The following is a 13,782-nucleotide window of genomic DNA, read 5'->3' on the forward strand; positions in this document are numbered from 1 at the left end:
CCGTTGAAGACACTGAGCCCCTAGGAGATCATCATGACCATCTGGAACAAGCTGGTGACAGCGTTGCGCGGCGCCGCCCACGAGGCCGGCGAGGCGGTGACCGACAGCCAGGCCCTGCGCATCCTGGACCAGGAAATCCGCGATGCCGACAGCGACCTGAACAAGTCCAAGGAAGCGCTGGCCGACATCATGGCCAAGCAAAAGCTGGCGGCCGGCAAGCTCAAGCAGACCCAGGAACGCATTGCCGAGTACGAGGGCTATGCCGTCAAGGCGCTGGACACCAGCGACGAGGCGCTGGCGCTGGAAGTGGCCGGCAAGGTCTCCGTGCTGGAGACGCAGCGCGACGAGGAGCAATCCCAGCTGCACGCCTACACGCAAAGCGTGGAGCAGCTGCGCGTGGCCATACAGACGGCGCAAACGCATATCAAGCGCCTCAAGCAGCAGGCCGACACGGTCAAGGCCACGGAAAGCGTGCAGCGCGCCCAGGCCACGGTGGCCGGCCGCTACGCAGGCTCGCAGACGCGCGTGCAAAGCGCGCTGGATTCTCTGGAGCGCATCAAGCAAAAGCAGGCCGAGCGCGGTGCGCGCATGGAAAGCGCGGCCGAGCTGGCGCGCGACAGCAGCGAAGACGCGCTGGATGCCAAGCTGCGCGCTGCCGGCATCACGCCCCAGGCGGGCAATGCGCAATCGGTGCTGGAACGCCTGAAGGCGCAGCGCGCCGCAACTGGCGGAAAAAACGCTTGATGCGCGGCCGTTGTCCAGGCAGGCACTGCCAGGCCTGCCGCCTCGGCTGCCGGATTTGAGGGGAGGGGAAAAACATGTCTGCATTCCTGCAATACGCGTTTGGCTTTCCGACTTTCATCTTTGGCGCCTTGCTGCTGTTCATGCTGCTGTACTGGCTGATCGCCATGCTGGGCCTGCTGGAGGTGGACTCGCTGGACCACTGGGTGCTGTTCGACGGCAGCGACCATGCGCACGGCGTGGAGCATTCGGTCAGCGCGCTGGCCGGGCTGCTGCTCAAGGTGGGCCTGGGCGGCATTCCGCTCACGGTCATCCTCACCGCGCTGTTCCTGATGTCCTGGCTGGCCTCGTATGTGCTGTGCCATTTCGTGCCCATGCCCCAGGGCTGGACCCTGGTGAACCTGCTGACCGGCTCCCTGGTGGCTGCGGCAGCCATGGTGCTGGGCTTTGCCGCCACCGTGCTGCTGCTGCGCCCACTGCGGGGCATCGTCAACAAGGTGGCGCCTGCAGAGGAGCCCAAGGTGCTGCTGGGCCGCGCCGGCCTGGTGCGCAGCGCCGTGGTGGACGGCACGCAGGGCTACGGCAGTGTCGAGGACGGCGGCGCGGGCCTGAACGTGCAGATGCGCTCGCCCGAGCGCGCACTGGGCCGGGGCACCGAGATCGTGCTCATCGAGCACCTGCCCGAGCACAACGCCTGGCGCGTGGTCAGCAAGGCCGAGTTCGACGGCACCGAGCTGCCGCGCTAGTTCCAGGATTCCCACAAGGCCCGAGCGTCCGTTCGGCGGGCGCGGCCTTTCCGTTTTTTCAGCGTTTTCACAGATAGCAATTCACAGGGGAGATTCGCATGAACATGAGCAACATGGAGTGGTACATCGTCGCCGGGGTGGTGATCGGTTCCGTCTTCGTCGTCATCCTCGGGCTGTTCGCCCTGGTCAAGGCCTTCTACATCAAGGTTCCGCAGGGCACGGCGCTGATCATCAACGACACCACGTCGCAGCCCAAGGTCAAGTTCACGGGCGGCCTGGTGCTGCCGGTGATCCACAAGAAGGAGTTCATGCAGATCTCGCTGCTGACGCTGGAGATCGACCGGCGCGGCAAGGAAGGCCTGATCTGCCGCGACAACATGCGCGCCGACATCACCGTGGCCTTCTACCTGCGCGTCAATGAAACGGCGGAAGACGTGCTCAAGGTGGCCAAGGCCATCGGCGTGGACCGGGCCTCGGACAAGACGGCCGTCAACGAGCTGTTCAACGCCAAGTTCTCCGAAGCGCTCAAGACCGTGGGCAAGCAGATCGAGTTCGTCAAGCTGTTCGAGAACCGCCAGGATTTCCGCGACCAGATCATCCATGTCATCGGCAACGACCTCAACGGCTATGTGCTGGAGGACGTGGCCATCGACTACCTGGAGCAGACGCCCAAGTCCTCGCTGGACCCCAACAACATCCTGGATGCCGAGGGCATCCGCAAGATCACCGAGCTGACGGCCAACCAGAACATCGTCACCAACGAACTGGAGCGCAACTCGGACCTGGCCATCACCAAGAAGAACGTGGAGACCAAGGAAGCCATGCTGGCGCTGGAGCGCCAGCAGGCCGACGCCGAGGCGCGCCAAAAGCGCGAGATCGCCACCATCCAGGCCCGCGAGCAGGCCGAAACCCAGAAGGTGCAGGAAGAAGAGCGCCTGAAGGCCGAGCAGGCGCGCATCCAGACCCAGGAGCAACTGGACATCCGCGAGGAAAACCGCCAGCGCGAAGTGGCCGTGGCCCAGCAAAACCGTGAGCGTGCCGTGGTGATCGAGGTCGAGAAGGTCACGCGCGCCAAGGAGCTGGAGATCGTGGCCCGCCAGCGCGAGGTGGAGCTGCAGCGCATCGAGAAGGAAAAGGCCATCGAGGTCGAGAAGGCCAACATCGCCAACGTGGTGCGCGAGCGCGTGGTGGTGGAGAAGTCCGTGGCCCAGGAAGAGGAACGCATCAAGGAAGTGCGCGTGGTCTCCGAGGCCGAGCGCATGAAGCAGGTCACCGTGCTGACCGCCCAGGCCCAGGCCGAGGAAGACATGGTGCGCCAGGTCAAGAAGGCCGAGGCCGAAGAGGCTTCCTCGCGCCACAAGGCCGTGGAAGTCACGACCATGGCCCAGGCCGAGCTGGAAGCGGCCAGCAAGACCGCCGAAGCCAAGAAGAAGCTGGCCGAGGCCATCGAGGTCGAGCGCGCCGCGCCCGGCCTGGCCGATGCCAAGGTGCGCGAAGTCACCGCCGCCGCCCTGGAAAAGGAAGGCCTGGCCCAGGCCCGCGTGATTGCCGAGAAGCTGATGGCCGAAGCCAAGGGCCATCAGGAAAAGGGCCTGGCCGAGGCGCGCGTCATCGAGGCCACGGCCGACGCCAACGAAAAGCAGGGCCTGGCCGATGCCAAGGTGCTGGAAGAGCGACTGCTGGCCCAGGCGCGCGGCGAAGCCCAGGTGGGCGCCACCAAGGCCACGGTCACGCGCGACGTGGGCATGTCCGAGGCCGATGTGCTGCGCGACAAGCTCTTCGCCGAGGCCAAGGGCCTGACCGAGAAGTTCACCGCGCTGGCCTCGCTGTCCGACCAGGCGCGCTCGCATGAGGAGTTCCGCATGCAGCTGGAGAAGAACTTCGAGCAGGCGCTGGCCGCCATCGAAGCCAACAAGAGCGTGGCCAAGGACCAGTCCGAGGTGTTGTCGGCCGCACTCAGCAAGGCCAACATCGACATCGTGGGTGGCGAGGGAGCCTTCTTCGACAACTTCGCCAAGGCGCTGTCCGTGGGCAAGGCCGTGGAAGGCGTGGCGGGCAAGAGCCCCATCGTGCAGGATCTGATCAGCAAGTTCCTCAGCGGCAAGGGCGGCGCATCGCTGCTGAACGCGCTGGGCGACGGCAAGGGCCTGCCGCCCACGCAGAGGGTCGACTGAACGGAGCGGCCGCCCGGCCGCTCCCTCCACCGGCTGCCCAGCCTCCCGCATCCGCCTTCCTCCGTCCCCCTGCCTGCCAGCCAGTCAGCTGGCCGGGGAGGGCGTGAATGGTCCCTGACACGCGAAAGCCCGTGACGCCCATGTCCCAACCGTCCCCATCGTCTTCACAGTCCCTGTCCCCCGACACCGCGGCCTCTGCCGTGGACCAGGCAGTCGCCAGCGGCGGCTCCTACGAAGTGCTGGCCAAGCGCCTTGACGGCCAGGGGCAGGCACTGGAGACGCTGGCACGCCAGCTCAACGAGGAGCGGCTGGAGGAATTCGGCCGCAGTCAGATGGAAGTCATCGGGCGCATGCGCGTGCGTACCGAAAACAACTGCCTGGGCCGCGACATCGCCCAGGTCGGCGGCTACCTGCTGTTTGGCTACAACGTCTTCATGGGTCTGAAGCAGTCCACGCGCGTGGAAGACGTGTTCGTGCTGTACCGCCTGCACGAGGGAGAGCAGGGCTACGAGGTCACGCCGGTCGATCTCAAGGACAGCTTTCTGGGCATACAGAGCTTCGTGCAGGACTTCCAGGAGCTGTACGCCTACTACAAGAACACCCGGCTGATGCAGCTTGCCGTGCGCGACGGCAAGCTGCTGGCGAGCTTTCAGATCGGCGAGCGCCTGTCCGATGTGCGCGTATTCCGCTGGTCCGTGCCCGTCGATGGCCAGCCCATCCGCTACATAGACAACCGCGGCGAGCGCGACATCGAACTGCCTGCGCCCCATGACTTCGAATGGCAGCGCGCCGGGCGCGAGCAACTGGTGCAGGGGCGCCACCCGCACATCAACGTGCTGGACAAGGTCTTCGTCGAGACCCTGGGCGGCACGCTGACCATCAAGGTCGAGAACAACACCAACGACGGACTGGGCATCTACAGCGAGCCCGTGCAGGAGAAGAACCAGTCGCTGGACGACGCCGTGTTCGAGTACGCCGCCGTCGGCAGCCTGATCCTGCTGAAGATCCTGCCCTACCGCGAAGAGCAGTGGCGCTACCTGATCTTCAACACCCTTTCGCGCCAGGTGCTGCGCATGGACGCCATCGGCGCGGCCTGCATCCAGCTGCCGCAGGACCACGGCATCATCTTCCCCGGCGGCTACTACCTGCAAAGCGGCGAGAACCGCTCGTTCGAGCAGAACATGCAGGGCATGCGCTACCGGCGCAGCATCCGCTCGCCCAACGGCGAGGATGTGCTCTACGTGTTCTATGAGCCCGAGAGCGGGCGCATGGCGCTGTTCAAGTACAACCTGATCGAGCGCGCGCTGCAGCCGCCCATCATCGGCCACGGCTATGCGCGCATGGACGACGGGCGCGTCGTCATCTTCGCGGCCGAGAGCAACGAGGCCTCGCGCGTGCACCCCATGCAGGTCTGGCGCACGCCCTTCGCCTCGGACGACTATGCGGCACGCCAGCCGCAGCGCGACAGCTTCCTGGGCCGCATCGGCAATGCCGAGCTGGTCAGCGGCATCTCCGACCTGTACAGCGTGCGCAAGGAAATCGCGGCCACCGAGGTCTCGCTGCCGCGCTACGAGCGCCTGATCGACGCCGCGCGCCGCCTGTTCGAGCGCTACCACTGGCTGGGCGCGCCGCAGCTCAAGGGCGTGCACGAGACCCTGCTGGGCATTGTCGCCACGGGTGATGCGGTCATCGACGAGTACGAAAAGGTCGAGAGCATCCGCAACGCCTCGGCCAAGGCCATGGGCGAGGTTTCCAGCCGCCACGGCCAGTTGCTCAAGACACTGCGGCTCGCCGACTGGAAAAGCATTGGCGAGTACGTGGACGCGCTCACCCAGCTGGGCCAGTTGCGCGGCCAGCTCATGGCCACGCGCGACCTGCGCTATGTGGACCAGGCCGCCATCGACACCATGGTGCAGGGCGTCAACGAGGCCCAGGCCGAAGTCTCCCAGCGCACGGCCGCCTTCATTGCCACCGACGAGGCCATGCAGCCCTATGCCGACCAGCTGCAGGCGCTGGATCAGGCCGCGCAGGCGGCAGCCACGGTGGCGCAGATCAACGAGCCGCTGGCGCGCATGGCCGACATGGCGGCTGCGCTGGACATGCTGTCCGAGCTCATGGGCAGCCTGTCCATCGACGACGCCACGCAGCGCACCCAGGTGGTGGATCGCATCTCGGCCGTCTACGCGCGCCTGAACCAGGTGCGTGCACGCGCCGAGCAGCGCAGGTCGGGCCTGGGCGGCGCCGAGAACGTGGCCCAGTTCGCCGCCCAGCTGGCGCTGTTCTCGCAAAGCATCGTCAGCGCCCTGGGCCTGGCGCAGACGCCCGAGAAATGCGACGAGCAGCTGGCGCGCCTGCTGGTGCAGCTGGAGGAGATCGAAAGCCGCTTCGGCGAGCACGAGCAGTTCCTCGGCGACATCATGGCCAAGCGCGAGGAGGTGCTGGAGAGCTTCGAGGCGCGCCGCCAGTCGCTGCAGGACGAGCGCCAGCGCAAGGCGCAAGGCGTGTTGGACGCGGCCCTGCGCATCGTGCAAAGCCTGCCCAAGCGCACCGAAAAGCTCGCCAGCGCCGATGCCCTGCATGCTTTTTTTGCGGGCGATCCGCTGATCGGCAAGCTCAAGGAGCTGGCCCAGCGCCTGCGCGAGCAACTGCACGACCCGGTCAAGGCCGACGACATCGACGGCCGCGTCAAGAACCTGCGCGACCAGGCGTTTCGCGCGCTGCAGGACCGCACCGAGCTGTACGAAGGCGACGGCGCCATCATCCGCCTGGGCCGCCACCGCTTCAGCGTGGGCAACCAGGAGCTGGACCTGACCCTGCTGCCGCGCAACGGCGAACTGTTCCTGCACCTGGTCGGCACCGAGTATTTCGAGCCCATGGACAACCCGGAGCTGGCCGCCCTGCAGGCCTACTGGGATGCCTCCACGCCGGCCGAATCGCCGCAGTTCTACCGGGGCGAATACCTGGCGCTGGAAGTGGTGCTGGCCGCGCGCCAGCGCCGTGACGGCTGGAGCGAGGCCCGGCTGGCCCAGTTGCTGCCCGACGAGGCGGCGCTGACCCAGGCCATCCGCGAGTTCTCCGCGCCGCGCTACCGCGAAGGCTATGAGCGCGGCATCCACGACCATGATGCGGCCCGCATCCTGCAGGTGCTGCTGCCCCTGCGCGATGCCGCCGGCGTGCTGCGCTTTGCGCCCGACGCCCGTGCGCTGGCCCTGCTGTTCTGGAGCGCACAGGCCCAGGTGCAGCAGCCGCAGCTGGCTGCCGCCATGGCGCAGTGGCCGCTGCGCGCCCAGCAGGCCCAGGCCATGCAGCAGATGTTCGGCAGCGAGGCCGAACAGCTGAGCCTGCGCACCGACATCTCCGAGCGCCTGCGCGCCTATGCCGAAGAGCGGGGCCTGCTGCGCGACCTGCTGCCAGGACAGGCGGTGCCCGCAGACAGCGATATCGACAGCCTGATCCACGGCGCCGCCGACTACCTGCAGGCCGAGCTGGCGCAAAAGGCCGTGCGCTTTTCCTTCTCCAGCTACAGCCAGTCGGCCATTGCCGCGCTGCAGGCCGCCGTGCAGCAACAGGCCCAGCCGCTGCAGCGCTGGGAAGAAATGCAGGCCTACTGGCAGGGCGAGGACCGGCGCGACAAAGCCGTGGCGCCGCTGGACCAGCGCTGGCGCAGCGCGCTGCACTGGCTGCAGACCGCCTGCCGCACGCTGGACGACGGGCAAGGGCAGGCCTGGCTGGCCTATTGCGGCGAGGCCGCGGCATGGCTGTGCTGTGCCGGCCAGTTGCCCTGCAAGGTCAGCAGCGTGGACCTGCGCCACGAAGTGCCGGGCCTGCTGGGCCAGCATCCGCGCATTGCGGACGGCCGCATGTGGCTGCAGATCGACGACCTGGGCCAGCGCGCCGCGCGCCATTTCCGAACCTTTGTTCCCGAATTCGGCCGCTACCAGGCGCTGCGCCAGCAGCTGCTGCAGGACTGGCGCTCGCGCGTGCGGGTGGAGGAATTCAAGGCCCGGCCGCTGTCGTCCTTTGTGCGCAACCGGCTCATCAACGAGATCTACTTGCCCGTGATCGGGGACAACCTGGCCAAGCAGATCGGCGTGGCCGGCGAGAACAAGCGCACCGACCAGATGGGCCTGCTGATGATGATCTCGCCGCCCGGCTACGGCAAGACCACGCTGATGGAGTACGTGGCCAACCGGCTGGGCCTGATCTTCATGAAGATCAACGGCCCGGCGCTGGGCCACTCCGTGCGCTCGCTGGACCCGGCCCAGGCACCGGACGCCACGGCGGCCAAGGAACTGGAAAAGCTCAATCTGGCGCTGGAGATGGCCAACAACGTGATGCTGTACATCGACGACATACAGCACACGCACCCCGAGTTCCTGCAGAAATTCATCTCGCTGTCGGACGGCACGCGCCGCATCGAGGGCGTGTGGAAGGGCCAGACCCGCACCCACGACATGCGCGGCAAGCGCTTTTGCGTGGTCATGTCGGGCAACCCGTACACCGAGTCGGGCGAGGTCTTCAAGATCCCCGACATGCTGGCCAACCGTGCCGACATCTACAACCTGGGCGACGTGCTGGGCGGCATGCAGGAGGTGTTCAAGCTCAGCTACATCGAAAACAGCATGACCTCGAACGCCGTGCTGGCGCCGATGGCCACGCGCAGCCTGCAGGACCTGTACCTGCTGCTGGACAAGGCGCAGGGCCGGGAGGTCTCGGGCAATGCGCTGTCGCACGACTATTCATCGGCCGAGCTGCGCGAGATCGAGGCCGTGCTGGCCCGCATGGTGCAGGTGCGCGAGCTGGTGTTCAAGGTCAACCAGCAGTACATCCAGAGCGCCGCGCAGGACGACGGCTACCGCACCGAGCCGGCCTTCCGGCTGCAGGGCAGCTACCGCAACATGAACAAGCTGGCCGAGAAGATCACGCCCGTGATGAACGACCAGGAAATGCAGCAGATGCTGGCCGACCACTACCAGGGCGAAGCGCAGATGCTGACCACGGGCGCCGAGGAGAACCTGCTCAAGCTCGCCGAGCTGCGCGGGCAGATGAGCGACGAGGACAGCGCCCGCTGGCAGCAGATACGCCAGCAGTTCCTGCGCCGCCAGGCCGCAGGCGGCGCCAATGCCGACGCCGCCACGCGCGTGACGGCACAGCTGGTCGATCTGGTCGCTGCCACGCGCGAGGTGGCCCAGTCGGTGTCCCAGTCCCAGCAGCAGGCGGTGCAGGAAGACGCCGCCGGCCAGGCCCACGCATCGGCAGCGGCCGCGCAGGCCGCCGCCAGGGACGCTGACCAATCCCAGACGCTACAGGCGCTTCAAGCTCTGCTGGCGCGGCTGCTGCAAACCCAAAGTGCCGCAGGCGACTCGCTGCACGGCATACGCGAGCTGATGGCGCAAAGGGCGGCCGGCGAGCCCGTCCGCACCCAGGCCAGCACCCCGTCGGAGGTACAGGCCGCCCAGCACCGTCAGGCCCTGGTCCACATGCTGGGCCAACTGCTGACCCGGTCGCTGGCCCAGTCCCTGGAGCCCGTGGTCACGCACCTGGACCAGGCCCGTCGCCAGCAGCTGGGCCTGCACCGCGTGCTGATGCAGGTGGCCACGCGCATGCAGGAGCAGATCGACGCCCAGCGCGCGGGCCGTCCCGTGCCGGCTGCGGGCGCCATACGCTCCGAGGAAATCGACAAGGCTTTCGAGCGCATGCAGCGCGGCGACGTGCCGCCTGCGGCCTAGGCGCAGCGCCGGGGCAAAGCCGGGGCAAAGGCGGGGCAGGGCGCATCGGCAAAGGCTGGGGCGCCTTGCTGGCGCTGCCTTTGCATGGGCGGGGGGCCCTCGCACGTCTGCATGCGCTGATCCGTCATCGGACAACCCGATGTCCCGGACGTTGGACCATCACCTACAACCCGGGGCGCGTCCCGAACCGATGCTTGGAGTGGCGTGTTCGCAGCAGTGTGCACGCCCCACGAAGAGCCAACACGATGGACGCCCCATGGAACACAACACCCAGCTTTCCGTTTCGCGCAGGGACCTGCTGATTGCAGGTGCCTCCACGGCTGCGGCAACGGCCGTGCCTCGATCGGCCGGCGCGCAAGTGCAGCCTCCCTCCATCCCCGAAGGGGTCCAGCTGCCCGTCACCCTGCAAGTCAACGGCAAGGAACACCGCCTGGACCTGGACACCCGCACCACGCTGCTCGACGCCCTGCGCGAGCATCTGCACCTGACCGGCACCAAGAAAGGCTGCGACCATGGCCAGTGCGGGGCCTGCACGGTGCTGGTCAATGGCCGGCGCGTGGTGTCCTGCCTGAGCCTGGCCGTGATGAACCAGGGCGCCGCCGTGACCACCATCGAAGGCCTGGGCACGCCGCAATCCCCGCACGCCATGCAGGCCGCCTTCGTGCGGCACGACGGTTTCCAGTGCGGCTACTGCACGCCGGGGCAGATCTGCTCTGCCGTGGGCGTGCTCGATGAAATCAAACGCGGCATGCCCAGCCATGCCAGCGAAGACATCGTGGCCCAGCCCCTGGTGTCGGCCCATGAACTGCGTGAACGCATGAGCGGCAACCTGTGCCGCTGCGGGGCGTATTCCAACATCGTCGATGCCATCACCGAAGTGGCGGGGGAGGGGCGGACATGATTGCCTTCACCTACGAACGCGCCCAATCCCCCGCGCAGGCTGCCGCCGCCGTGGCGGCCCGGCCGGGCGCCCGCTTCATCGCCGGGGGCACGAATCTGCTGGACCTGATGAAGCTGCAGATAGAAACCCCCGTGCATCTGGTCGATGTGAACAGCACCGGCATGGACACCGTGGAGCCCACCGCGCAGGGCGGCTTGCGCATAGGCGCGCTGGTGCGCAACAGCGACCTGGCCGCCCATGCGCGCGTGCGGCGCGACTACGGCGTGCTGACCCGCGCCCTGGTGGCCGGCGCCTCGGGCCAGTTGCGCAACATGGCGACCACAGGCGGCAACCTGCTGCAACGCACCCGCTGCCCGTATTTCTACGACACCAATATGCCGTGCAACAAGCGCGTGCCGGGCAGCGGCTGTTCGGCCATTGCCGGCGTGAGCCGCCAGCATGCGGTGATCGGCGGCAGCGAGGCCTGCATTGCCACCCACCCCAGCGACATGGCCGTGGCGCTGCACGCACTGGATGCCACGGTGGAGACCGTCCAGGCCGACGGCAAGGCCCGCGTCATCCCCATTGCCGACTTCCACCGGCTGCCCGGCAGCACGCCGCACGTAGAGACGGCCTTGCAGGCCGGCGAACTGATCACCTCCGTCACCCTGCCGCCCCCGCCGGGCGGCACGCACATCTATCACAAGGTGCGTGACCGCGCTTCCTATGCGTTTGCGCTGGTGTCGGTGGCCGCCATCGTGCAGCGCGACGGCAGCGGGCGCGTGGCCCTGGGCGGCGTGGCGCACAAGCCCTGGCGTCTGGAGGCGGCCGAAGCACAGATGCCGCAGGGAGCCAAGGCCGTCACCGACCGCCTGCTGGCAGGCGCCCGGCCCACGCGGGACAACGCCTTCAAACTCCCGCTGGCGGAGCGCACGCTCGCCGCGGTGCTGGACCAGGCCAGGAACTGACGCTATGAAATTCGACACCCCCGCAACGGTCAACCCCATTGACCAGCTCAAAATCATCGGCCAGCCGATGAACCGCATCGACGGCCTGCTCAAGACCACCGGCACGGCGCCGTATGCCTATGAACGGCATGACGTGGTCCAGCACCCGGCCTATGGCTACGTGGTGGGCTCGGCCATCGCCAAGGGCCGCATCCGCAGCATCGGGCTGGCGCAGGCAAGCCGCGCGCCCGGCGTGCTCGCCATCGTCACCGCACAGACCGCTGGCAAGCTGGGCCAGGGCAAGATGAATACCGCGCCGCTGCTGGCAGGCCCCCAGGTGGCCCACTACCACCAGGCCGTGGCCCTGGTGGTGGCGGAAACCTTCGAGCAGGCGCGCGCTGCCGCGCAATTGGTCCGTGTGGACTACGAGCCCGTGGCTGGCGCCTACGACCTGGCCAAGGCCAAGGACTCCGCCGTGCCACCCGACAGCATCAATGGCGATGCGCCGGATACGGCCATTGGCGATTTCGAGGGCGCCTTCGCTTCGGCCCCCGTGAAGGTGGACGCCACATACACCACGCCAGACCAGTCGCACGCCATGATGGAGCCCCATGCCACGCTGGCCGCATGGAAGGGCGACCAGCTCACGGTATGGACCTCGAACCAGATGATTGCCTGGGGCCAGGGCGAGCTGGCAAAGACGCTGGGCATTCCCAAGGACAAGGTGCGCCTGGTCTCGCCATTCATTGGCGGCGGTTTTGGCGGCAAGCTGTTCCTGCGGGCCGATGCACTGCTGGCCGCATTGGGCGCCCGCGCGGCAGGCCGGCCCGTCAAGGTCGCACTGCAGCGCCCGCTGATGGCCAACAACACCACGCACCGCCCGGCCACCATCCAGCGTGTGCGCATCGCCGCAGGGCGGGACGGCAGGATCACCGCCATCGGCCATGAAAGCTGGTCGGGAGACCAGACCGGAGGATCGGCGGACGGTGCCGTGGACCAGACCCGCCGCATGTATGCCGGCACCCATCGCATGACCGCCACCCGCCTGGCCGTGCTGGACCTGCCCGAGGCCAATGCCATGCGCGCTCCCGGCGAAGCCACGGGACACATGGCCCTGGAAGTTGCCATGGACGAGCTGGCGGAAAAGCTCGGCATTGATCCCGTGGAGCTGCGCATCCGCAACGACACCCAGGTGGTGCCGGACAGCGGCAAGAAGCCGCAACCCAAGGCGAAGGAGGGCACCCCTGGCCAGGAGCACAAGCCGTTTTCCCGCCGTGAGTTCGTGCAGTGCCTGCGCACGGGCGCCGAGCGCTTCGGATGGAGCCAGCGCAATCCCCAGCCGGCCCAACGACGCGAAGGGCGCTGGCTGATCGGCCTGGGCATGGCCGGCGCCTATCGAGGCGCCCCTGTCATGAAGTCCGCCGCCCGCGTGCGCCTGGACAGGCAGGGCATGCTCACCGTGGAAACCGACATGACCGACATCGGCACGGGCAGCTACACCATCATTGCCCAGACGGCGGCCGAGATGCTGGGCCTGCCGCTGCAGCAGGTGCGCGTGCGGCTGGGCGATTCCGGCTTTCCCGTCTCGGCCGGTTCGGGAGGGCAATGGGGTGCGGCCAGTGCCACCTCCGGCGTCTATGCCGCCTGCCTGAAGCTGCGCGAGGCCGTGGCGCGCAAGCTGGGCATGGACCCGGCGACGGCCGAATTCTCGGATGGGCATGTGCAGGCGGGCGGCAAGCGCCGGGCCCTGGCCAGCGCTGCCGGCGACGCTGACCTGACGGCCGAGGATGCCATCGAATTCGGCGTGCTGGACAAGAAGATGCAGCAGTCCACCTTTGGCGCGCACTTCGTGGAGGTCGCCGTGGACGCATTCACCGCCGAAGTCCGCGTGCGCCGCATGCTGGCCGTTTGCGCGGCCGGCCGCATCCTCAATCCCAAGACGGCCCGCAGCCAGGTCATCGGCGCCATGACCATGGGCGTGGGAGCGGCCCTGATGGAAGAGCTGGCCGTGGACACGCGCCTGGGCTATTTTGTCAACCATGACCTGGCAGGCTACGAGGTGCCCGTGCATGCCGACATCCCGCACCAGGAAGTGATCTTTCTGGACGAGGTCGATCCCATGGCCTCGCCCATGAAAGCCAAGGGTGTGGGAGAGCTGGGTATCTGCGGCGTGAGCGCAGCCATTGCCAACGCCATCCACAACGCCACCGGCGTGCGGGTGCGCGACTACCCGATCACACTGGACAAGCTGCTGGCAGGACTGGGGAGGCTGGCATGACAGGGGACTGCACCTGAGGCAGCCCGCTCAGGCCCAGGATTCTTGATGAACGAAGGCCGGTCACCTCTGGGTGGCCGGCCTTTTTGCATGTGACCATCAATAGAACGCATAGCTTGCGCGTCCGTCGGCATTGGCCTGGAAAGGCTGGCGTGGAGATACTTTTTGCACTGGGGAATGTCGGCGCTGTGCGCTCCGAATGCAGGCCGCCCCCAGTTTTCCCACAAAAGAACCTGGCCTGGGCGCAAAGCGCCTGCCAGGGCAAAGAGACAACCTGCTCCGACAAGGAC

General features: G+C 67.4%; 7 protein-coding genes. All 7 read left to right on the plus strand.

Annotated elements, in window-relative coordinates; translation table 11 throughout:
• The first annotated feature begins 33 nt into the window (after positions 1-33).
• The 7 genes from A4F85_RS06510 to paoC all read left to right on the plus strand — a co-directional run bounded on the left by A4F85_RS06510 (position 34) and on the right by paoC (position 13,495).
• On the plus strand, positions 34-744 hold the full coding sequence (locus tag A4F85_RS06510) for a PspA/IM30 family protein (RefSeq protein WP_063326065.1): 711 nt from the start codon (positions 34-36) through the stop codon (positions 742-744).
• 74 nt (positions 745-818) lie between these two features.
• Positions 819-1,487: a hypothetical protein gene (locus tag A4F85_RS06515; RefSeq protein WP_063326066.1), complete on the plus strand. Its 669-nt coding sequence runs from the start codon at positions 819-821 to the stop codon at positions 1,485-1,487.
• Positions 1,488-1,585: 98 nt separating this feature from the next.
• Positions 1,586-3,661 (plus strand): hypothetical protein, encoded by a 2,076-nt coding sequence (locus A4F85_RS06520; RefSeq protein ID WP_012205645.1) that lies wholly within the window; start codon positions 1,586-1,588, stop codon positions 3,659-3,661.
• Between the two features lie 140 nt (positions 3,662-3,801).
• On the plus strand, positions 3,802-9,390 hold the full coding sequence (locus tag A4F85_RS06525) for a DNA repair ATPase (RefSeq protein WP_231890463.1): 5,589 nt from the start codon (positions 3,802-3,804) through the stop codon (positions 9,388-9,390).
• 256 nt (positions 9,391-9,646) lie between these two features.
• On the plus strand, positions 9,647-10,291 hold the full coding sequence (gene paoA, locus A4F85_RS06530) for an aldehyde dehydrogenase iron-sulfur subunit PaoA (RefSeq protein WP_013802387.1): 645 nt from the start codon (positions 9,647-9,649) through the stop codon (positions 10,289-10,291).
• Positions 10,288-11,238 carry an FAD binding domain-containing protein gene (locus A4F85_RS06535; RefSeq protein ID WP_063326068.1) on the plus strand — a complete coding sequence of 317 codons (951 nt, stop codon included), beginning with the start codon at positions 10,288-10,290 and terminating at the stop codon, positions 11,236-11,238. Before paoA ends, A4F85_RS06535 begins: the two co-directional genes overlap by 4 nt.
• Positions 11,239-11,242: 4 nt before the next feature.
• Positions 11,243-13,495, plus strand: coding sequence for an aldehyde oxidoreductase molybdenum-binding subunit PaoC (gene paoC, locus A4F85_RS06540; RefSeq protein ID WP_063326069.1), 2,253 nt, complete (start codon positions 11,243-11,245; stop codon positions 13,493-13,495).
• Positions 13,496-13,782 lie beyond the last annotated feature (287 nt).

The sequence above is a fragment of the Delftia sp. GW456-R20 genome, assembly GCF_001622915.1.
Classification (GTDB): domain Bacteria; phylum Pseudomonadota; class Gammaproteobacteria; order Burkholderiales; family Burkholderiaceae_C; genus Comamonas; species Comamonas acidovorans.